Here is a 20,472-nt window from a genome sequence, read left to right as displayed (position 1 = left end):
TCGTCGGCAGCGTCAGATGTGTATAAGAGACAGCATACTCTTTTTTAGAATCGTTTATCAAGTTTATTAGTTTCAATTAAATTGTAAACGCGAACATGTAAATGTACTCTTGCAGTTATTCATAATGTTCATCCATATGAAACACCTATGATTTATATTATCCCGCTTTTAAATGACAATTTTTGAGCAAGTATAAAGTGAATGATTAGGAGGAATACGAAATGAAAAGTAAATTCCATCATATTGTACGAGCAATCATGATAAAAGATGAAAAATTACTAGTTGCTGAATATATAGGACATCACTATTTTTTACCCGGTGGCCATGTTGAAATTGGGGAATCAGCAGAGAATGCACTAATAAGAGAGTTACGCGAAGAACTTGGAGTAACATGCAGTATAAAACAATTTTTAGGCGTCATAGAAAATAAATGGCAAGCTAAAGAAACTCTCCACCATGAAATTAACCACATTTTTGAAATAGATTCTAATGAATTGAAATCTGATTTTACTCCAATATCTAAAGAGTCCCATTTAGCATTTCACTGGATTGATTTTAATAAAGAAAACATAAATTCTTATATAATAATGCCGGCACCTTCAGTAAAAGAATTACTAGAAAGAAAATTAAGTGATGAACTATTAACTTGCTGGATTAGTAACTTTTAATTGACTCTATTTATATTAATTACGTCCACTAAAAGAATATAAAGAAAATAGGCTCATAAACAAGGTACATCACCTAGTGTAAAGTCATATTTTGTTGATGTACGCATTTAGTCTATAGCCTTATTTCTACTTTATTTTTAAAAGTAAATAAAGTTAAAAGTATGGACGGAATTTACATTTGTAAATGGAGGGTTTCATAATGAATGAGTTTCAACAAGAACTACAAGCATTAAACCTTAATGATTATCAACCTGGTAATGTTGTGTATTGGGATCAGCAACAAAATCAATATCCATATTATTACATCCAAGACGATGCACGTCGTTGTGGCGGATGCGGTGGACGTTGTGGTGGCTGTGGTGGTCGCTGTGGTGGTTGTGGCGGCGGACGTTGCGGTGGTTGTGTAGGTTGTGTTGGCTGTGTTGGTTGTTTCAGCTGTTCTAATTGCTGGAGCTGGTGGATTATTTAAGTACAGAATAATATTTCATATGAAAGAAAAGTGTAAATACCAGTTTATGTTGTGTTAACGCTTTTCTTTCATGCTATCATTTTTTCGTTTTCATTTTAGGGGGAACTTATTTGTACAAATATGAGAAATTAATTTCATGGGTAGAAAATATTAAAGAAACTAATCAAAGTTCTGCGGCTGCACTTTGTATTATGAAAGATAATAAAATTGTACTAGAGCACTATAGTGGAAAGCATTCAAATACTCCTACTAGTAAAAAAGTAAACATATCTTCACAGTTCAATGTCGCTTCCGCAAGAAAAAGCTATTTAGGATTAATGGTAGCTTATGCAGTTTATGAGAGGAAAATAAAATCTCTTGATGACGAGGCAGTAAATTATTTTAAAAAACATGATCCTTCATTACTTGGTAAGACAACGATAAGACACTTAGTAACTCATTCACACGGTTTAAATGAAAACGATGAGGGGACAGTTTTTCGTGAATTTGAATCGGGACAAGCTTGGGCGTACAGAGATATTAATGTAAGAATGGTAACGCAGCTTATTTATCAGCTGTATAATAAGAGTTTTCCTGAATTATTAAAGGAGCGTGTATTCCTACCTGCCAACTTCAATGAAACTGGATGGAGAATAGAACATAATGAAAATTTAGTTAAGGTTATTGTAAATCCAAATGAAGATGCTATAGAAAGTGTCGGTGCAGTAGATGACGGCTCCGAGAAAAATTTGTTTGTCTCTGCGAGAGAACTTGCATACTGGGGGAACCTGCATTTAAATAACGGGTTCTTAGATGGTAAACAAATTGTGCCAAAAGAAGTTATAGAACTTGCTACGAGCTTACAAAGTCCAGCGTATAAAAATAAAGAACTACCTCAAAACGGATTATTTTGGTTCGTTCAAAATGAACCTGCTTTATTTAGCGAACTTGGTGAGCGAGTTCCGAAAGGTTCCTATCAAATATTAGGAATTACAGGACCCACGATATTAGTCATTCCAGAATATAATGTCGTCGTTGCTAAAATGTACAATAAAAGATACAACTATGGTGGGGATAATTATTTATATTATTTACGTGAATTTAGCAATTTAGTCACTGATACATTTAGTAGCAGTAAAAATAATACGGTTAGGGCATAACTACTCCTATAATAAAAAGGAGTGAACTTTAATGAAAAATGAAGTGAATAAAAATAAAAAGCAAAATATAAAGGATGTAAACACAGAACAAAACGCGATTTATAGCGATCCGAAAGATGCAGCAAATATGCAAACTGTACCGCAGCCGAAAGATTTCGAGGAAATTGAATATTAATTTTCTCTCCGACTTATTTATGAAAGAAAAATACGTCTTAAGTCTCATCACTTTCCGCAAATTATTTGATAACATATGTACATAAGCATTTGAAAATGTCTTATCTTAACAAAGCTTTCTTTAAATACATCTGTATATAACCTAAAAAAAGGCACTTCTTGATGAAGTGTCTTTTTTGTGTAAACTAACTTAATTTCCATTTTCCGTACGGTATCGTGCAATTTATCATGGATATACTAATTGTGAAAATTCATGTCATGATAAAAGAAGGGGACAGTTAGTATGAAACAATCATCTATAAATCCGTTGCTAATTGTTCTAGGTACAATCATTGTTCAAATTGGCCTAGGAACAATTTACACATGGAGTTTATTTAATCAACCCCTTGTAAGTAAGTTTGGATGGAACCTCAATTCAGTCGCGATTACTTTCTCAATTACGAGTTTTTCTTTATCATTCTCAACTCTATTTGCAGGAAAGCTACAACAAAAATTTGGACTCCGTAAACTAATCGCTACTGCAGGAATTGTTTTAGGACTCGGTTTAATACTTAGTTCACAAGTTTCCTCATTACCATTACTTTATTTATTAGCTGGTGTTGTCGTTGGATATGCTGATGGAACAGCGTATATTACCTCACTATCTAATTTAATTAAATGGTTTCCAAACCGTAAAGGGCTTATTTCTGGTATATCTGTTTCGGCATATGGAATGGGAAGCTTAATCTTTAGATATATAAACGGAAATCTTATCAACAGTCTTGGAGTATCACAAGCATTTTTATATTGGGGTATTATCGTCTTACTTTTAGTGTTGACAGGATCATTCTTCTTACGTGAAGCAATTGTAAGTAACACTGTAACTGAAACATTACACAATGATTATACGCCGCGTGAAATGATGAAAACAAAACAAGTATATCTCTTATTTTTCATGCTATTTACATCATGTATGGGCGGACTGTATTTAATCGGTATGGTAAAAGACATTGGGGTGCAGCTCGTCGGCCTTAGTGCAGCGACTGCCGCAAATGCCGTCGCAATGATCGCAATCTTTAATACAATAGGTAGAATTATTCTTGGAACGTTATCAGATAAAATAGGCCGATTAAAAATCGTCTCTGCTACATTTATTATTATTGGATTGTCCGTCTTCACTTTAAGTTTTATTCCGCTAAATTACGGGATTTATTTTGCTTGTGTAGCAAGTGTTGCCTTTTGCTTTGGTGGTAATATTACTATATTCCCAGCCATTGTCGGGGACTTCTTCGGATTAAAAAACCATAGTACAAACTATGGGATTGTTTACCAAGGTTTCGGATTTGGTGCACTTGCAGGATCATTCATTGGAGCACTACTTGGCGGATTTCAACCAACCTTCATTACAATAGGTGTTCTATGTGTAATATCTTTCGTTATCTCTATAGTAATCCGCCCTCCAAATGCAGAAAAGGAGAAGGAAATACAATCGTTAAATCGAAAAATAGCTTAATGCTAAGAAAGAGTCCTTATGCAGGGGCTCTTTTTAAAAGGTTATCTTTACATTATAAGATAATGTGTAAACAATGTACTCCACATCAAAATAAAACCATGTAAAAAGGATAATTACTATTAATTACAATTAGAGTCTCCACTCAAAATATCTGCACTTCACCCTTTACTTATTACGTAACCTACTATTAATAAAGACAGGATAATTTAATTATTAAATTGAATAGATTACGTAAATATAAAAAGGTGCGTGATACTGAAAATGAAAATTCAAAAACAATGGATTCAAGAAGATAGTGATTACATAAGTGAGAAAGTAATTGAATATAACCAAAAACATCTTTCAAATGAAGAGAAAACACCTTCAGAAAAGGTAAGTTTTATAGTAAGGAATGAAAAAGAAGAAATAATCGGAGGGGTAACAGCGATAACTTTTTGGCATCACTTGCATATTGACTTTCTGTGGGTGTCTGAAGAATATAGACACGAAGGCTATGGCAGCAAATTAATGAAACTTATTGAAGAATTTGCAATCGAAAAAGAATGTCGGCTTATAAACTTAGACACTTTTAGTTTCCAAGCTCCAAACTTTTATAAAAAACATGGATACAAAGTGATCGGAGTCAGTAAAGATCATCCTAAAGGACATCATCACTATTATTTAGAAAAAAGGTTGTAAAAAACATATTAAATTTATAGTTGCTATTGCTTGGTATTTTTTAACCGAATCGATTTTTTAACATTTAGTGGATGTGTTTTGATTATTCTTTTTCAAAACATGTTCTTTTTCTTTTTTGTGAATAAAAACCATTTAATGATAGAATGAAATAAAGACAGAAAATTCGTATCATTGAAGGGGATTAAATATGAAAAAGGTGAATGTTACATACGCGCTGTTATACAATGAAACTCACGAAAAGCTTTTAATGGTTAAAAACAAAGGGGAAAATGGCTCTTATTACACTTTACCAGGTGGAGCAGTTAAATTAGGTGAAACGTTAGAAGAGGCAACAGTTCGTGAAGTAAAAGAAGAAACTGGACTAGATATATCCGTAAAAGGGGTTTGTTCCATTAGTGAAGCGTTTTTTGAGGAAAGGGGACATCATGCAATCTTCTTTAATTTTTTAGGAGAAATAATCGGAGGGGAAATCTGTATATCAAGACCAAAAGAAATTGAAGAAATTATCTGGATGGAATTACATAAAGCAGAACCTTATTTACGTATACCAGAACACTTAAAAAGCCTTTTACAAAAGAAAGAAACAGTTCCTTATATTTTTAATGGAACTATTATTCATCAATCTTCATAAAGATAGTATTTCATTTAAGGCGGGGGAAAAATGGAGTTTATCGTTAATCACAAACAATTTACACAAGCTCTTTCAGAAGTAAGTAAAGCTATCTCAACAAAAAATTTAATTCCTATATTATCCGGAATAAAAATAACAGCAGATCCATCCGGAATTACTTTAATCGCAAGTAATTCGAATATTTTCATTGAAAAATTTATACCTATTTCAATTGAAGACGAACAAATTGCAACTATTTTAAAAGCAGGGAGTATTGTTGTACCAGCAAAGTATTTCATTGAAATTATTAAGAAAATGCCAAGTGAGATTTTAATAAAAAGTATGAATGAGCAGTTGATTACAATCCAATCTGATGAAATTACTTTAAACTTAAATGGATTCTCGGCGAACGAATTTCCGAATGTACCATTTATAGACGATCATGCAGAAATACAAGTAGAAATGGAACAGTTGATTGAAGTATTTAAACAAACTGTCTTTGCATCTGCTAAAAATGAATCTAGACCCGTTCTTACTGGCGTACATTTCGTTATTGATCATAACAAATTAATTTGTGCTGCTACTGATTCTCATAGACTGGCTTTACGTGAAATACCCATTTCTTCACATGCGGAATTAAATTGTATTGTACCAAGTTCCACTATTAGTGAACTACTAAAATTAATGAACAGTAATTCAAATTTAGTATACATATATCTTTCAGAGAGTCATATTATTTTTAAATTCGGTATAATTACGTTGTATTCAAGGCTTATTGAAGGAAAATATCCTAATATATCTGGCTTAATTCCAAATGAATCCCAAACGGTTATTAATATAGATAGAAAACAGATTTTACAAGGTGTAGAACGGTCAAGTTTATTAGCTAGTGAATGGGCAAACAACAACGTTAACTTAGAAATCATCAACGAATCCACAATACAAATCTCTTCTAATGCTTCTCAGATTGGTAAAATATCCGAGACACAACAAATAGATACTATTCACGGTGAAAAGCAATTAAATATATCTTTTGATGGACGATATATGGTCGATACTTTAAAAGCAATAAAAGAAGATAGAGTTACTTTAAGTTTTGGTGGTTCTATGAGACCTATTTTAATTGAATCAGGTGAACAATCTGCAGCAGTATATTTAATATCACCTGTTAGAACTTATTAAGAACAAAGGAATGAATTAAAAAATGTACAAGCATACTTTATGTTTTATAAAAAGAAATGAAGAAATACTTATGCTAAATAGAGAATATGATCCTGTAAAAGGATTATGGAACGGTGTAGGAGGGAAGATAGAAAATGGAGAAACACCGTTAGAAAATGCAATTCGTGAAATAAAAGAAGAAACAAATATAGATGTGGAACAAAATCAAATTCAATTTAAAGGCATTATTAAATGGGAGGATTCCTCATATTCTGGTGGCATATATGTCTATCTAGTTGAGCTACTTAATGAATTTACATATCACACTCCAAAAAAAGTCTCAGAAGGAATTCTAGATTGGAAAGAGGTATCTTGGATTTTAAGTGACTATAATTACGGCGTAGGAGAGATGATACCTAAATTTTTAACTGAAGTACTTTATAATGAATTAATATTAGAACACTCTTGCATTTTATCAAATCATAAATTAGTAGAGTATAAAAATAAAGAATTAGCTAAGCAGACGACCCCAATAGATTCAATACATAAATTAGTGCAAGCAGTAACAGAAAATAGCTAATGTAGTCGAAGTGAAACTAAAGATAAAATTTAACGTGAGGGTGAGTATTATGAAGAAAATAATCGCTTTACTCTTAGGTATCGTTCTAATTATTTTCGCTTTTTTTCATTACAATAAAGAAAGTTTAGTTCAAAATGATAAATTGTTCGTTGAGGACTTTAAAGGTAAAAATGATTCATATAAAATTCAAGCAGCCATTAATAAAGCAGAATCAAGTAAAATTAAAACGGTTTTGCTCGATGATAAAAAATATAAAGTCACTTCACCAATCATCGTTAAGCAAGGTGTTAAATTATTATTCGGTTATGGTACACAATTTGTTGTTGAGGGAAACTTTAGGGTATTGGAACTAGAAAAAAATGCTTCGATTGAAGGAGCGTACATAGCTATCAATGATCCTAAATTTAATTCTGAAGTTATATATTTAGATGGTAAAAATAAGTATTATAACACTTGGAACAAAACACAAATAAAAGATATAAATATTATAAATTGGGCCGAAACAAATAAAGGAACAGGAATTTCTTTATTCACTGGTGGAAAAGAAAATGAAATCTCCTTTATTAACTTCGATAACATTAAAGTAGCAGGAATGGAAACAGGGTTAAAATTAATAGCGAAAAAACCGAAATCTGGACATGCCTGGATAAATGCCAACCGTTTTATGAACTTCTCTCTAGAGGATTGTGTGAATATGATTTATATGGATAGTAATTTAACTACACCAAATGAGATTAGCGGGAATCAATTTACAAATCTACAAATACAACCGTCAAGTAAAACAAAAAACATTTTAAGGGTAAGTGGACAGCATAACGAATTCAATGGAATGGTGTGGGATTTACAGAAAATTAATCACGAAAACGAACTCATTGAACTAACTGATAAGAGCATGAACACAACCATTGATATTACCTCTGTGCCGACAAGCAGAGTTTTAGATAGCGGGAAGGCAAATATAGTAAAGTAGTAATTAGGGGAGATTAGTATGTAATAGAAGGAGGAGCTCATGAAAAAAGGAAATCACTTATTTTGGGTATATATAACTAGTATCATTATAATGCCCTTAATTATTTACTTAGCATTGGCAGCCTCTAGCGAAAAAGATACCCTTACTCAACTAAAAAAAGCCCCCGGTATCCCATCTGCTATTCAAGATTCAAACGATATAGAAGACCCTACAGGATATTGGACAACAGAAAAGATGAAAAATGCAATTCCAGTAGATAAAACAAAGAATTTTAATAGATGAGTCATAAATGAATAAAAAGCGAACCATCAATATTTAATCGGTTCGCTTTTTATTATAATTATACTTCTCTCCACCAAGTTGACGTAGGATAGCCTTTAGATTTTAACGTAATAGCTTCACCGATTTGTGGCGTTGCAATATTAACCCCTAAACGATTTGCTTCTTTCGTAACACGTTCAATAGGATCACTCCATTCATGTAATGCTAACGTAAAAGCACCCCAATGAATCGGAAGAAGTAATTCTCCTTTAACGTCAATATGAGCTTGTACGGTTTCTTCTGGCAACATATGAATAGCAGACCATCTCGCATCATATTGTCCACATTCCATTAAAGTAAGATCAAACGGACCGTATTTATTACCAATCTCCTTAAAGTGCGGAGCATAGCCACTATCGCCACTAAAGAAAACCTTCGTTTCTTGACCAAGAATAAGCCATGAACACCATAAAGAACGATCTTTATCAGTCATACTTCGTCCGGAGAAATGCCTTGCAGGAGCGCAAACTAACTTAATATTATCAAACGTAATTTCATCCCACCAATTATGCTCACTAATTTTATTAGGTGAAACACCCCATTTAATAAGATAACGTGCAACTCCAGTCGGAACATAAAAATGCTTTGCACGATCTTTTAACTGCATAATACTTTTGTAATTTAAATGATCATAGTGATTATGCGAAATGATAATCGCATCAATTTCCTGAAGATCTTCACGTTCTAAAGAAAAAGCACCACTATAACGTTTACTATTAAAAACAGGGAACGGGGAAGAGGCATCTCCAAGCATAGGGTCTAATAACAGTTTTTTACCTTCTATTTTTAAAAGAGAAGCAGAATGGCCAAACCATGTAACACTCTCTAAAGATTCATTATCTTTATTTGATAAAACGATAGGTAAATGCTTTATAGGACGCAGCTTTGTTTTCATTTTAAAGTAATCAGTCATTAAACCTATAATATCTTTTGGTTTAAAACTCATATCAGTATGAATTTGATTTGTATATTTCTTTTTCATTAGTTCTCCTTTTTACGTTTAACAATATACGTATGTTGTTATTGTAGCTATTTGTAGTTTAAACTATATCATTTTACCTTTCATCTTAAATGCAGTACATTTCATTAATTTGACATATTTATTATTTATATATATAAAATGAGATTCATTCAGCAGCAGATAAAACCAATATGAAGTAAATGTAAATTATTTTAATTTAGTAAATTTCCTCTTATAAGCATCAAAGAACATATGTTTCGTTGTATGTTATAGAAGCAAATATGTCTCTAATTAACAAAAGGAAGGAGAGGATGTAAGTGCAAATAGAGAGAAAAAAGAAATCAAAATGTAAACTATCAAAATCTGAAATCATTCATCTGTATGCAGAAGGGAAGAGTACCTCAGAAATTGCTATGCTTGCTAACGTGTCTGCAAGGTATATTCGTATGGTTTTAAAAGACAAGAACGTACCAAGGCGAGCTATAGGGAGCTGGAAGAGAAAGTATGACTTAAAAGAAGATTATTTTAAAACGTGGTCAAATAACATGGCTTATATTTTAGGGTTTATAGCAGCAGATGGTGTAATACAAAAAGAAAACCAATGTGTCAGTATCTTACAAAAAGAAAGTGCTATTTTAGAAGATATAAAAAAAGAACTACACACAAACCAACCACTTTACCAAAACAAAAAAACAGGTGTATACATGCCATGCAAATCATTTAACATTGAATTTCCTTTCGTACCAGAAGAATTTTTACATCATTTTGTTCGTGGGTATTTTGATGGAGATGGTTACGTCAATTATGAAGCTTATACAGTTAGTTTTGTAGGTGGATCATATAATTTTATGAACTCTTTAAATCAAATACTACAAAATCACAATTTACCAGCCGATTTACTAGATCAAAATAAACATTATCGCGTCATTTTATCCGGAAGAAAATCAATACAACTATTTTCAAATTGGATTTATAAAGACAAAGATATTTATTTGCATAGAAAATATGAAGTATTTCAGAAAGAAAGTCTAAGTTTAGACCAATTACAAGATCGAAAACTAAAACAAACTCAAACTGCCGTTAAACAAAGACAACGAAATTTCCTTAAAGAATATATGAAAACTAAATGTAATGCTACAGCTTGTTCTAATTTAGAAATAAGCGAATCAACTTTTAAACGTTGGTTAAAAAATGATAATCAATTTAAAACAGAGTATGAACAACTTAATTTGACAAATCCAAATAGCATTAACTAAATTTAGAATTCTAGATAACCTTAGTATAGATAGGTATTAGCTTAGCCATACGAAGGTTTTTAAATTGAAATCATTAAAGGATACTTATTTTTATTTATAGAACATAGTAAATACATAGATTTTACAATTAAATTACTAAAAAAGGAGGGATTTTAAAATGCTTGCTAATTATACTCCGGAAAAAATACTTAAAACAACTTATGAGACAAAAATGATTTCATAAGGTGACAATTATCCAACTTTAAAAATAAGCGGAACAAACCTTCAATATTTACTTGTAATGCTCCATCTGGGTATAAAATCAAATGCTATAAAAACAAAGCCAAATTGGACTAACGAGGAATTCGAAAAACAAATGCACGCATTAGAACTAGAAGGTTTATTGAAAAAGACAGAAGGGAGTTACTATCCAACATGTATGGTTATAACAGCTAATGAAGGAGAAAAGCTGTATAACCTATGTGAGCCTCTAATTAAACCTACACTTAACATAATTGAAAAGTATTCTAATCAAATTGGTTTTTATGGAAACACTCGTTATACAACTTTGAATTTAATAACTGCGAATAAAGAAACGTTTGAAGAATATTTTCACGATGCTATTATCGATATTAATTATACGAAATAGCATCGTGAAAATTTTGTAGCAGCAGATAGACAAGTAGACTTAAATTTAAATGTATTATACGAAGAATTAGGCTTATATAAAAATTCACAACCTGTTATCCCAGTGTTTACAGCCGCAGACTTATCTATACTTAACGAAATCGCGAACGCGATCAGTAAAGATTTGATTTTATTATGTAAAGAAAATGAGAAGCCTTTAAAAGAATACTTTGCAAGCAGCAGATACTCAAAAGAAATAACTTACGAAGAATTTTTTATTTGGTGGTATCACTTTTTTCTATACAAAAGTAACTGAAGAATTAATACAAAAGGCGTAATTATAACAAGCGCTCAAAAAAATCAAACGTACATAATCTATTAAAAACTTTAAATTAAAGTGACTAATATACTTTTGCGTATGTAGCAGCTGAATGTATAGACAATAATTAGTAAATAGAGGATAATCTGAAATAAAAACCTAATATAAAGAAAAAAAGATATTAAAAGGAGAGAAGAGCCATGCAAAAGAAATTTATCAATCCAGAAACAATGCCAGCAACTTTCGGATATTCTCATATAGTCGAGACCAATACATTGATACTAACAATCCACCAGCAAGTTCAGCTGTAGAAGTTAGAAAGTTAATTAACGATAACTTATTAATTGAAATCGAAGCAATTGCTGTAGCAAACTAATTTTAAAAACTTGTTATTAATCATATCCATACAATTCGTTTAATGCGTTCATTTTAAACGAATTGTATTTTTTATTGTCTTAAATATCATTTATATCTGGAGACATTAGCATCAACAACTTATAAAACAAAAACAAATAACCACACAATCCATCACACAGAATGAATCCAAAGAAAAGGGGAGCCCAATAACAATATCTAATATATAATAAGTTTATTATTTTTAATTAGTTAACATAATATATATTATAGGCAGTAACTGAAACAAAGTAATCTCAGGTATCAAAAACCAAGTAAACTATACTTAATGAGACGAAACGGAGATTTTTAATGAGATTTACACAAAGTCTTATCTAAATGAATTTCTACAGTTTATATCGTTTATTTTTGTATCAATGAATCACAGCATATTTGAATCGATTATCGATGTATCATTTAGCGACTCAAAAATATTTTTGATCAGCAATAAATTTTTATGCGAAATAATTTTTCTATACAAAATCTAAATTATAAATTTCATTTTATGTTTTACTGTATCGATTTATTGCTAATTACATACACTTTATTATTTTATATTTTCTTGTTGTTATTTCTTTTATTTACACTTGACTTTTATTGTACATATCGTTTTGTATTCTAGTTAACATAATGTTTATTTTTAACATAAAAAAATCCTCCTCACCTTCAGGAAGATTTTTAGTTTGCTATTATTTTATTTATATCTTTTAGTAACAATCCCAATTGTATATAACGTTAGAAAAATCTAAGTTTAATAAATCTTCCTTGCGTATAAAGAAATTAGCAGCGCCAGAATCTCCCCACATAATATTTAATAAATTGTCTGTATCGATTTGCATCAATAATATATCATGTTGTTGGTATTTTTCTTCCCATTCCCTCGGATCTGTCTGTGTGAAAAACGGATAGCCACCAATTTTATGCCCGTAATTTTCACATAAATCATCATATAGTTCGCCTAATTCTGTTTCATTTTCTTCATCAACGATTTCTCCCCAATCAATGATATCACTAAAAATCTTTTCAAATCGATAATCTCTTGATGTTACTGGTTGGTAATCCAATTCAAATTTTAGTTTAACTGCTTCAGGTATGATAAAATGCTCTAAAGCTAAAGTATTTAAATAATTAAAATCAGTAATAACCTTAGTTAAATCTGCCGTTATTGTAGAATGATAAATAATTCGAAAGTCGTTTTGGCTTGTTGGATGATCGAGATCTATTCCAAAAAGCTCATCATCAGCACTTACGAAAAATTGTAACAGTCCGTTTTGAGGCATGGATTCAATATGCGGCATTTCTTCAAAATTCAACTGCGCAAGTAACATCATAGGTTGTCCGTTTGAGTCTTTAGGATGCTCTTGATTTATAGGTAAATACGGATAACCGCCAAACTTACTTTCAAAAAGAGTTGTCTCTGCTAGCGTTCCAGACACTTTAATATACGGTTTTACACTTTCTTCTAAACTTGTTCGATACTGTTCTAGTTCTTTCGGTAATTGAAGCTGATACGTATTCTTCATCACATTTACCTCCCTTTAATAATGAATTGAAAATGCCTTACTTAATTATATAGCATGAGATAGCTTAATTAAAAATTGTTAAAAATCCGTTTTCACCCTTGTTTTTTGCGCACTTGGTGGACAAATTAAATTATGTTCTAAAACCTTTTTGTTAATAGTTCGAATTAAATCCGCTGCTTCTGTAGTATTTGTATTTTCTTTTAGTCTTTCTTTTAAATCATCAATTTCCTTTGAAATTTCAATCCACCTAGGTAAAACATGATTATTTTTCAAAGTTCTATACAATTGCTTTTCAGGATTGTACGAAAGGTCTTTATCAAGATTAAGAGGTTTCCCTTTACCGGGTAAATTATCAAAAGACCCTTTCTTTTCTGCTTCTTTAACGATAGAACTAATATGATCCTCATACGTATAGGACCAAACTTTCTCATCTTTTACTAAAATCTCTTGTTTTTTAAGGTTTTTATCTAGTTCATCTTGATTCATAGATTCATTCCCCTTTTCATTTTTTAGCGTTGTTTTTGTATGTTTCAATGCTATCAATCCATCAAATAACTTTTCTCACCACCACACACTGTCATGTCCGCCTTGAAACTCTTCATAAGTAATTTGGTACTCTTTTTCTTTTAAAGCTTTGTACAGGCTCCTATTAGCCGTTAAAAGAGGTTTATTTTCGAGTTCTCCTGCTGCTATGTAAAAATGAGATTGACTCGTATTGGAATCTATAGATGAAATTTTATTTTCAATCCAAGGAATTATATTTTCATAACTATCCTTTTTCCAATGCACGGATCCAGACATTGACAACACGTTCCCGAAAATGTGTGGATTTTGAAGCGCTGCATAAAAAGCTGCTAAGCCACCAAGACTGAAACCAGCAATTGTTGTATGTTTGGCTTCTTGATGCACTCGATACTTCGCCTGGATCCACGGAAGTAATTCCTCCGTTAAAAACGCATTCATTTTATCGTTATAAGTTAGTTCTTCTAGCCGATCAACTGGTTCTATAGCAACAGCAATACAAGATGGGATTTCTTTTGCGTGAATTAAATAATTGAGTGTTCTTTCGATTGAAAGGTTATTAATGAATGAATTCCCATCAAACACAATGAGAAGTTCTTGAAGATGTGAAGTGTGAGAATAATCATGAGGCGTATAAATATGAATTCTACGTGTGTTATTTAAAATCGTACTATGAAAAGAATGTGTTTCAATTTTTCCAGATGGATAATGATTTGAAGGGAAACGACTGCTATACTGCACTTTCATCCCTATGCTTAACACAGACGCTCTAGTTGGACAAAAAATTAATGGAAAATGATCACTAAACATCTCTCCCTCCCTTACATCATTCTATATGTACTTCTTTCTTCGTATTAGAATTCCTATATAAACAAGTTGTTAATATTGTATATTTTATGAACAAAAAACGTACAAGTAATGTAACCTGTACGCTTTCGCTTTTATTCAGTAAGGTAATAAAGTAATAGTTTCCGGACCTTCTCATAATTCATGAAATCTCTATACAAAATGGGATACTTCACAATTTCTGTTTCTAGAAAACGATATTGTGGAAACCATTCGAAAAACGATTTTCGTAGCCATTTTATTTGCTCAAACGAAATCTCCTTTTCATTTTCATTAAGTACGTAACTTAAAGTCCCTGCTGTATGCATCCAATAATAATTTAAATCAGCACTTATACAATCATCTTCTGTAAACATATTTTTATGATCTTTCCGTATTTTTCGAATATCACAATTCGGAAATGGTTTATATAGAGGACTATGCATTTTCTGCAATTCATTAAACATAACTTGTTTTCCTAACTTCAAATACCCACCCCTTTATTTCTCTATCCAATTTAATAAGTTTTCATAATGATATTGAGCATCTTTATAACCTAGATTATATAAATTAACGAGTTTTTCCTTGTCTCTTTCTATTCCGCTTATAGGAAGCTGTACACTTGGTTGAATTACATAAAAATTATCTTTTTGTTCTTTTTGACTCATATAAGATATCGTTTCATTATAAAAGCGATAATGTTCTACTAAAGTCTCTGCGATTTTCGGATATTTCCTATATAAAATTTTAGCCAATCCAGAAAATTTATTCCGCTGCTTCTCGTATCCATCCGGCTTTGTCATAATAACAACATTCTTTTGGTAACCATCATTTTGCGCTTTTAATACTGGAATAGGATCTATAATCCCTCCATCTAACAATTTTCGATTATCATAATCTACAGCAGGTGCTATAAACGGAACAGAGCTTGATGCACGAATAATTTTTAAAATATCATTTCCGTGTTCTGTTTTATTATAATAAACTGCTTGTCCTGATTCGCAATCAGTCGTTCCGATTACAAACTGTTCATTTGAATTTAGGAAAGTTTGAAAATCAAACGGTACAATTTTGTTTGGTACTTCATCGAATAAAAAATCCATTCCAAATAATTCACGTTTTCTAATTAAATTTCGATAAGATATATACCTGTGATCTGCTACTAGCTCTGTATTCACTTTCTTATTTCTTCCTTTTTGACGTGACAAATATGTTGCTCCCATACATGCTCCAGCGGATACACCGACTACATACGGAAAGAATAAATCTCTTTCCATAAAATACTCAAGTACTCCTGCAGTATATAATCCTTTCATCCCGCCGCCTTCTAATACTAAACCGATATTCTTCATGCTATATCCCTCTGCTTCTTTTTTCTTAATTTCATATTAGCACAAGATATTAAGATGAGGTTATATAAACTAATTACAACAATAACCAAAAACTACTAAAGTAATGTCATAATATCTTTGTGAGTAACATGTTACAATATAAGTAATTCATTCCACATATATTAAAGGAGGAATTTAATATGGGTTTATTTAGCGGTATTTTAGGAAATGCATCAAATACGAGTTCTGAAAGTGTAGAACGTGATTTAGAGAAGATTATGCTAGACGATGAAAAAGTAGAGCATGCTTATAAATTAATTCGTGATCTAATCGTATTTACAAATCGTCGTCTTATTTTAGTAGATAAACAAGGAGTAACTGGCAAAAAAACAGAATACCATTCTATTCCTTATAAAAGCATTACACAATATAGCATCGAAACGGCTGGGCATTTTGATTTGGATGCAGAACTTAAAATTTGGGTGTCTAGTATGGAAGATCCAATTACGAAAGAATTTAAAGGTGACGATAGTATTTTAAGCATTCAAAAAGCGTTAGTAACATTTACGACAAAGTAGTAGTTTTTGTATTTTTATTCAATTCCAAAATTACTAACCCGAGTATTTTGGAAGAATATACATCATTTTCGTATATTTAATCTGAATTAACATAAAAAGGTAAAGCGTATTTTATATGCTTTACCTTTCTTTTTTGTAATAAATAAGTGTAGTTTTATCATTTAATTTCTTCATAACTTCTGTTCTTTTATACCCCATCTTTTCATACAAAAAACAATTTTTCTCTTCTTCTAAAATAGTAGCCAGTTCCCAGCTCGTTGCTTCAGGAAACATTTCCTCAATTAATATAAGTACCTTTTGAGCAATTCCTTTCCCTTGATAACTCGGGTGAATAAACATTGGACTGATCCAAAATTTAGAGGGTGTTTCTTTTTGTGAAATACATATCGCCCCAACAAGATTCATAGCCACTATTATTTTATAGAAGCCACTGTCTACATGATTTATTCTACAAATAGTTTTTTCGATAGTTTCATTTGCTGGATTTGTTTCATAGTCTTTATATGTATTTAATAAAAGGCTAAATGAGTCTATTTGCATTTGAAATATAACTTCTGCATCAGTTTCTGTCGCCTTCTCTAATATAATCTCCATATTACCAATTTAGACGCTTTCTTAAAGAAGTAATATGAGCTGTATGATGACGACCGTGCCAGGCGTATAGTCCAATTGCAACAGCCAATTTTGTTTCACCAGATTCAGGATGATTAAATGTCTTTTCTAAATCAGTAGGTTCTAATGAATATAAAAGGTTAACCCATCTTTTATGTAATGAATCTAGCATTACTAGTGAAACATCTACCGGTAATTTCGAATCAGGCAATTCTGCCCACTTTTCTTCTTTATACGGTTTAATAGTTGGATTCTTTTCTGTCAGTGCTAATTTAAAGCGTATGTAGCTATTCATATGGCTATCAACAACGTGATGAACAACTTGACGGACAGTCCATCCTCCAACGCGATACGGTGTATCTAACTGCTTCTGATCTAAATCTTTAATTGCCTTTGTTAGTTCATTAGGTAAATCTTCAATTTCTTGAATCCATGTATCAATCATTTCTTCAGTTATAGGACGTTTGTATGTAAATTGGCCAATTGGATAACGTAAATCATTCATGAATAAGTCCCCCTTATTATAAGCGCGAAGTATTTCTCCAAATATAATGTACAAACTTCACATGTTCTCCATTTAATTCTACAGATGTTGTATCTGATTCGTTTTGATAAGAAGAAAATCCGCTTTTTTCTAGTACAATTTGTGATGCGAGATTATTAGTCGTTGTTTTAGCATGAACCCTATTAATTTCATTGTTTTTCGCTACGTCTAAAATTAATTTTACGGCTGCTGTTGCAACTCCTTTTTTAGTAAATTTTTCTCCGACCCGATACCCTAGCGAACTAATTCGAGTTTCTGTATCTATATCTACTAAATTTATTCGTCCTACAATTTCTTTTTCTTCATTACGAATTAAATAAAAATAAGAATCTCCATCCGCCTGTTCTATTAATAAATCGTCTAGTAGTTTTTGGAAATATTCAAATTCAAAATATTTCGAGCCACGATTTGGTACCATTGTTTCAAAAAAAGATTTATTCGTAAGTTCAAACGTAAATAAATCCTTAGCGTCTTGCTTCTTTAGTTGCTCTATGTATATTTCCATCCCGTATTCTCCTTCTTGATTTACTAACTGTTATACATTCTTTTTTAATCAATTATATTCCTGCTATTTCTTTCGATTAAGTAATACAGCTAGTAGCACTTTCGGATGAAAAAGATGAAATGGACTACGAATTAAATTCATCACTCGTACTAACCGAATATAAACATCAGAATCACTTGCGGATAGTCGATATATTTGTTTCGTATACCACAGCTGAAATTTTTGTTTCGTAGTTAATTCTCTCTTTAGTTGCGGGTGACGTGATATTTCCGTTGTTGTCATATCCCAAGGGGTTTCTATTATATTAGCTGCCTTTTTATAAAATTGTTGTGTAAATGTTTTATCAAGTTGTTTTCTACCTTGCAGAAGTAATTGCAACTGGTGAGATTCCATAGCAGCAACTGAAACACCTTGACCGAAAACGGGATCAAAACGACATTGCGCATCTCCAACTACTAACAACCCTTCTGGTACATTGCTAACTAAATCAAATCGCCGACGTACTTGATAAGGAATTTTGTATGTCTTTATATCAGTAATCCCCTCAGCTTTGTTTAGAAACTTTGTTACATTAGGGATTGATAGATTTTCAGCAAAATCATAAAACTCATCATCTGTTTGTGGTGCTTTCTCATTTGCATATCCACTGAAGGTAACAAAATAACGATTATCTTCAATCGTTTGAATAAGAACGCCATAAGGGTTTTCAGGGAAACTTGGAGACATTAACATATTACAACAGTCTAACTCCTCATTTTCTTTAAGTTTGAACATTTTCGTTGCGTAAAATAAATCAATACGAACTTTCTCTTCTTTTACTTCAATTTCGTATTCTCGTAGCCACTCTATACTTTTCGACCCAAATCCACTCGCATCAATTACAATATCTGCATAAACTTCTTCTTGCATGCCTCTAAATATTTAACTTTTACTCCACACACTTTGTTAAGCTTTCCATCTACTAATAACCCTTTAACCAATGTTTCATATTTAATAGTAATATTTGAAATTTGATCAATTCGTTTTTGAATATGCCATTCTAGCAAAGGACGACTTTGCTGAATCATATGTACTTCCCCTATGAACGGTTGTTTCCATAGACCAAATTGATGCCATTTCAAATCACGCGTAAAGTTATTTATGATACTGCCCGCTTCTATTAATTCATTCGTAATAGTAGGAAACAATTCTTCAATTGCTTTTTCTCCACCTTTTAATAACACGTGAGGATGATTGCTTTGTGGAACTCTTTTTCTTGAAGTTTTTCCATCCCATTTTTCACCGACTTCTAAAATGATTACTTCTTTAAAAGAAGTTGATAATGCTTTTGCTGCAAACTTTCCCGCCATACTTCCACCAATAACAATAGCCTTATTAAACATATTTTCCCCCTTAATGAAAAGAGATCCTGCCTTGTATGAATGAAACAGGATCTAAACGAAGAATTACTAAATTAAAACACATGAGTAAATTGCAACGTTAAAATTAAAATGCCTAATCCCCATACGTAATACGCGAATACTTTTAAGGAGTGACGTTTTAAATATTGAATCATCCATGAAACAGCTATGTAACCAAAAAACGCTGCTGATAACGTTCCGACAATTAAAGATGTACTAGAAATAGATTCTGCTTTCCCTTGAAAAACATCTATAAATTGCAAAATGATAGCTCCAACAATGGCTGGTGTCGACAGTAAAAAAGAAAAGTAAGCAGCTGTTTCACGGTCTAATTTTCTCCATAATGCAGCGACGATTGTCATACCAGAACGGGAAATTGCCGGAAAAATAGCAGCCGCTTGAAATGAACCGATGATAAATGCATCTTTATATGTAATGTCATCCATTTTTTTACGACCATTTTTTTGTTTATCGGCCATGTAGAGAAAGAAACCTGTCACTAAAAACTCCCATCCAATCGTAATACCTGTTTTTGAAATATCTTCAAAGAAGTCTTTAAATAACAATCCAATTACAACTGCAGGTATCGTCCCAACAATAAGCAATAACATTAGTTTTGAAAATGGATTTTTAATTAAGTATATAAATTCTTTTTTGTAATAAATAAACACTGCAAGCAAAGTTCCGATATGCAGCATCGTATCTAAAAATAAACCTGCTTCATCTAATTGAAACAAATGCCTTCCTAAATAAAGATGTCCTGTACTACTAATCGGCAAAAACTCTGTTAAACCTTGTATTATTCCTAATATAAAAGCTTCTAACCAATTCATGA

General features: G+C 31.7%; 21 protein-coding genes and 6 pseudogenes. 16 read left to right on the top strand and 11 right to left on the bottom strand.

Annotation, left to right across the window (positions count from 1 at the left end):
* Positions 1–73: 73 nt before the first annotated feature.
* From JDS80_RS32370 to JDS80_RS21880, 12 genes and pseudogenes are all read left to right on the top strand, one after another.
* Positions 74–186, top strand: a pseudogene (locus JDS80_RS32370) (cytochrome C biogenesis protein); the annotation flags it as partial.
* 35 nt (positions 187–221) lie between these two features.
* Positions 222–668 (top strand): NUDIX domain-containing protein, encoded by a 447-nt coding sequence (locus JDS80_RS21930; protein ID WP_071746052.1) that lies wholly within the window; start codon positions 222–224, stop codon positions 666–668.
* Between the two features lie 199 nt (positions 669–867).
* A complete protein-coding gene (locus tag JDS80_RS21925) occupies positions 868–1,137 on the top strand; it encodes a heterocycloanthracin/sonorensin family bacteriocin (RefSeq protein WP_071746051.1) in 270 nt (89 codons plus the stop codon).
* Between the two features lie 110 nt (positions 1,138–1,247).
* Positions 1,248–2,276, top strand: a complete 1,029-nt coding sequence (locus JDS80_RS21920) for a serine hydrolase domain-containing protein (RefSeq protein ID WP_199639951.1) — start codon at positions 1,248–1,250, stop codon at positions 2,274–2,276.
* Between the two features lie 31 nt (positions 2,277–2,307).
* Positions 2,308–2,451, top strand: a complete 144-nt coding sequence (locus JDS80_RS21915; RefSeq protein ID WP_002013225.1) for a hypothetical protein — start codon at positions 2,308–2,310, stop codon at positions 2,449–2,451.
* A 282-nt stretch (positions 2,452–2,733) separates the two neighbouring features.
* Complete coding sequence (locus JDS80_RS21910) at positions 2,734–3,942, top strand: L-lactate MFS transporter (protein ID WP_071746049.1); 1,209 nt, start codon at positions 2,734–2,736, stop codon at positions 3,940–3,942.
* 261 nt (positions 3,943–4,203) lie between these two features.
* The gene (locus JDS80_RS21905; protein ID WP_071746048.1) at positions 4,204–4,620 is read left to right on the top strand and encodes a GNAT family N-acetyltransferase; all 417 of its coding nucleotides are present in this window, start codon (positions 4,204–4,206) and stop codon (positions 4,618–4,620) included.
* Positions 4,621–4,807: 187 nt separating this feature from the next.
* Positions 4,808–5,251, top strand: coding sequence for an NUDIX hydrolase (locus tag JDS80_RS21900; protein ID WP_071772614.1), 444 nt, complete (start codon positions 4,808–4,810; stop codon positions 5,249–5,251).
* A gap of 30 nt (positions 5,252–5,281) precedes the next feature.
* On the top strand, positions 5,282–6,412 hold the full coding sequence (gene dnaN / locus JDS80_RS21895; RefSeq protein ID WP_199639950.1) for a DNA polymerase III subunit beta: 1,131 nt from the start codon (positions 5,282–5,284) through the stop codon (positions 6,410–6,412).
* Between the two features lie 22 nt (positions 6,413–6,434).
* Positions 6,435–6,971, top strand: a complete 537-nt coding sequence (locus tag JDS80_RS21890; RefSeq protein ID WP_071772612.1) for an NUDIX hydrolase — start codon at positions 6,435–6,437, stop codon at positions 6,969–6,971.
* A 49-nt stretch (positions 6,972–7,020) separates the two neighbouring features.
* Positions 7,021–7,941, top strand: a complete 921-nt coding sequence (locus tag JDS80_RS21885; RefSeq protein WP_199639949.1) for a hypothetical protein — start codon at positions 7,021–7,023, stop codon at positions 7,939–7,941.
* Positions 7,942–7,980: 39 nt separating this feature from the next.
* A complete protein-coding gene (locus JDS80_RS21880; protein WP_199639948.1) occupies positions 7,981–8,223 on the top strand; it encodes a hypothetical protein in 243 nt (80 codons plus the stop codon).
* Between the two features lie 58 nt (positions 8,224–8,281).
* On the opposite strand, the gene JDS80_RS21875 is transcribed toward JDS80_RS21880, so the two are convergent.
* Entirely contained in the window at positions 8,282–9,244 is a 963-nt protein-coding gene (locus JDS80_RS21875; protein WP_199639947.1) for an MBL fold metallo-hydrolase, read from the bottom strand.
* Between the two features lie 296 nt (positions 9,245–9,540).
* On the opposite strand from JDS80_RS21875, the gene JDS80_RS21870 reads away from it, so the two are divergent.
* The 3 genes and pseudogenes from JDS80_RS21870 to JDS80_RS21860 form a co-directional block, all read left to right on the top strand.
* Complete coding sequence (locus JDS80_RS21870; RefSeq protein ID WP_199639946.1) at positions 9,541–10,479, top strand: LAGLIDADG family homing endonuclease; 939 nt, start codon at positions 9,541–9,543, stop codon at positions 10,477–10,479.
* Positions 10,480–10,759: 280 nt separating this feature from the next.
* A pseudogene (locus JDS80_RS31600) lies at positions 10,760–11,467 on the top strand (hypothetical protein).
* A 193-nt stretch (positions 11,468–11,660) separates the two neighbouring features.
* Positions 11,661–11,780: pseudogene (locus JDS80_RS21860) on the top strand (Rid family hydrolase); the annotation flags it as partial.
* Positions 11,781–12,504: 724 nt separating this feature from the next.
* On the opposite strand, the gene JDS80_RS21855 reads toward JDS80_RS21860, so the two are convergent.
* The 5 genes and pseudogenes from JDS80_RS21855 to JDS80_RS21835 all read right to left on the bottom strand — a co-directional run bounded on the left by JDS80_RS21855 (position 12,505) and on the right by JDS80_RS21835 (position 16,019).
* Entirely contained in the window at positions 12,505–13,320 is an 816-nt protein-coding gene (locus JDS80_RS21855; protein WP_199639945.1) for a YwqG family protein, read from the bottom strand.
* A 78-nt stretch (positions 13,321–13,398) separates the two neighbouring features.
* Complete coding sequence (locus JDS80_RS21850) at positions 13,399–13,806, bottom strand: DnaJ family domain-containing protein (RefSeq protein WP_199639944.1); 408 nt, start codon at positions 13,804–13,806, stop codon at positions 13,399–13,401.
* A gap of 75 nt (positions 13,807–13,881) precedes the next feature.
* Positions 13,882–14,613: pseudogene (locus tag JDS80_RS21845) on the bottom strand (alpha/beta hydrolase); the annotation flags it as partial.
* Between the two features lie 170 nt (positions 14,614–14,783).
* Positions 14,784–15,155: a YxiJ-like family protein gene (locus JDS80_RS21840; protein WP_071746039.1), complete on the bottom strand. Its 372-nt coding sequence runs from the start codon at positions 15,153–15,155 to the stop codon at positions 14,784–14,786.
* Between the two features lie 12 nt (positions 15,156–15,167).
* Positions 15,168–16,019 carry a patatin-like phospholipase family protein gene (locus tag JDS80_RS21835; protein ID WP_071746038.1) on the bottom strand — a complete coding sequence of 284 codons (852 nt, stop codon included), beginning with the start codon at positions 16,017–16,019 and terminating at the stop codon, positions 15,168–15,170.
* 179 nt (positions 16,020–16,198) lie between these two features.
* Here JDS80_RS21835 and JDS80_RS21830 point away from each other — a divergent pair, with 179 nt between their 5' ends.
* The gene (locus tag JDS80_RS21830; protein WP_000522472.1) at positions 16,199–16,576 is read left to right on the top strand and encodes a PH domain-containing protein; all 378 of its coding nucleotides are present in this window, start codon (positions 16,199–16,201) and stop codon (positions 16,574–16,576) included.
* 120 nt (positions 16,577–16,696) lie between these two features.
* Here JDS80_RS21830 and JDS80_RS21825 read toward each other — a convergent pair.
* The 5 genes and pseudogenes from JDS80_RS21825 to JDS80_RS21805 all read right to left on the bottom strand — a co-directional run.
* Positions 16,697–17,170: pseudogene (locus JDS80_RS21825) on the bottom strand (GNAT family N-acetyltransferase); the annotation flags it as partial.
* A gap of 1 nt (position 17,171) precedes the next feature.
* A complete protein-coding gene (locus JDS80_RS21820) occupies positions 17,172–17,693 on the bottom strand; it encodes a YfiT family bacillithiol transferase (RefSeq protein WP_071746036.1) in 522 nt (173 codons plus the stop codon).
* Between the two features lie 16 nt (positions 17,694–17,709).
* Positions 17,710–18,237: a GNAT family N-acetyltransferase gene (locus tag JDS80_RS21815; RefSeq protein ID WP_071746035.1), complete on the bottom strand. Its 528-nt coding sequence runs from the start codon at positions 18,235–18,237 to the stop codon at positions 17,710–17,712.
* Between the two features lie 63 nt (positions 18,238–18,300).
* Positions 18,301–19,619, bottom strand: a pseudogene (locus tag JDS80_RS21810) (FAD-dependent oxidoreductase).
* 71 nt (positions 19,620–19,690) lie between these two features.
* Complete coding sequence (locus JDS80_RS21805) at positions 19,691–20,470, bottom strand: undecaprenyl-diphosphate phosphatase (RefSeq protein ID WP_098889173.1); 780 nt, start codon at positions 20,468–20,470, stop codon at positions 19,691–19,693.
* Between the last annotated feature and the right edge of the window lie 2 nt (positions 20,471–20,472).

Origin of the sequence: Bacillus cereus group sp. N8 (genome assembly GCF_016483685.1) — a bacterium.
GTDB classification, from domain to species: domain Bacteria; phylum Bacillota; class Bacilli; order Bacillales; family Bacillaceae_G; genus Bacillus_A; species Bacillus_A proteolyticus.
The sequence above is the reverse complement of the archived record's forward strand: the minus strand, read 5'-3'. Positions and strand labels throughout refer to the sequence as shown.

What these genes read in the sequence shown, in the direction of transcription:
- JDS80_RS21930 (WP_071746052.1), top strand. Translation starts at nt 222, where the DNA reads ATGAAAAGTAAATTCCATCATATTGTACGAGCAATCATGATAAAAGAT.
- JDS80_RS21900 (WP_071772614.1), top strand. Translation starts at nt 4,808, where the DNA reads ATGAAAAAGGTGAATGTTACATACGCGCTGTTATACAATGAAACTCAC.
- JDS80_RS21880 (WP_199639948.1), top strand. Translation starts at nt 7,981, where the DNA reads ATGAAAAAAGGAAATCACTTATTTTGGGTATATATAACTAGTATCATT.
- JDS80_RS21875 (WP_199639947.1), bottom strand. Translation starts at nt 9,244, where the DNA reads ATGAAAAAGAAATATACAAATCAAATTCATACTGATATGAGTTTTAAA.
- JDS80_RS21835 (WP_071746038.1), bottom strand. Translation starts at nt 16,019, where the DNA reads ATGAAGAATATCGGTTTAGTATTAGAAGGCGGCGGGATGAAAGGATTA.
- JDS80_RS21925 (WP_071746051.1), top strand. Translation starts at nt 868, where the DNA reads ATGAATGAGTTTCAACAAGAACTACAAGCATTAAACCTTAATGATTAT.
- JDS80_RS21915 (WP_002013225.1), top strand. Translation starts at nt 2,308, where the DNA reads ATGAAAAATGAAGTGAATAAAAATAAAAAGCAAAATATAAAGGATGTA.
- JDS80_RS21855 (WP_199639945.1), bottom strand. Translation starts at nt 13,320, where the DNA reads ATGAAGAATACGTATCAGCTTCAATTACCGAAAGAACTAGAACAGTAT.
- JDS80_RS21830 (WP_000522472.1), top strand. Translation starts at nt 16,199, where the DNA reads ATGGGTTTATTTAGCGGTATTTTAGGAAATGCATCAAATACGAGTTCT.
- JDS80_RS21815 (WP_071746035.1), bottom strand. Translation starts at nt 18,237, where the DNA reads ATGGAAATATACATAGAGCAACTAAAGAAGCAAGACGCTAAGGATTTA.
- JDS80_RS21885 (WP_199639949.1), top strand. Translation starts at nt 7,021, where the DNA reads ATGAAGAAAATAATCGCTTTACTCTTAGGTATCGTTCTAATTATTTTC.
- dnaN (WP_199639950.1), top strand. Translation starts at nt 5,282, where the DNA reads ATGGAGTTTATCGTTAATCACAAACAATTTACACAAGCTCTTTCAGAA.
- JDS80_RS21850 (WP_199639944.1), bottom strand. Translation starts at nt 13,806, where the DNA reads ATGAATCAAGATGAACTAGATAAAAACCTTAAAAAACAAGAGATTTTA.
- JDS80_RS21910 (WP_071746049.1), top strand. Translation starts at nt 2,734, where the DNA reads ATGAAACAATCATCTATAAATCCGTTGCTAATTGTTCTAGGTACAATC.
- JDS80_RS21820 (WP_071746036.1), bottom strand. Translation starts at nt 17,693, where the DNA reads ATGAATGATTTACGTTATCCAATTGGCCAATTTACATACAAACGTCCT.
- JDS80_RS21805 (WP_098889173.1), bottom strand. Translation starts at nt 20,470, where the DNA reads ATGAATTGGTTAGAAGCTTTTATATTAGGAATAATACAAGGTTTAACA.
- JDS80_RS21890 (WP_071772612.1), top strand. Translation starts at nt 6,435, where the DNA reads ATGTACAAGCATACTTTATGTTTTATAAAAAGAAATGAAGAAATACTT.
- JDS80_RS21905 (WP_071746048.1), top strand. Translation starts at nt 4,204, where the DNA reads ATGAAAATTCAAAAACAATGGATTCAAGAAGATAGTGATTACATAAGT.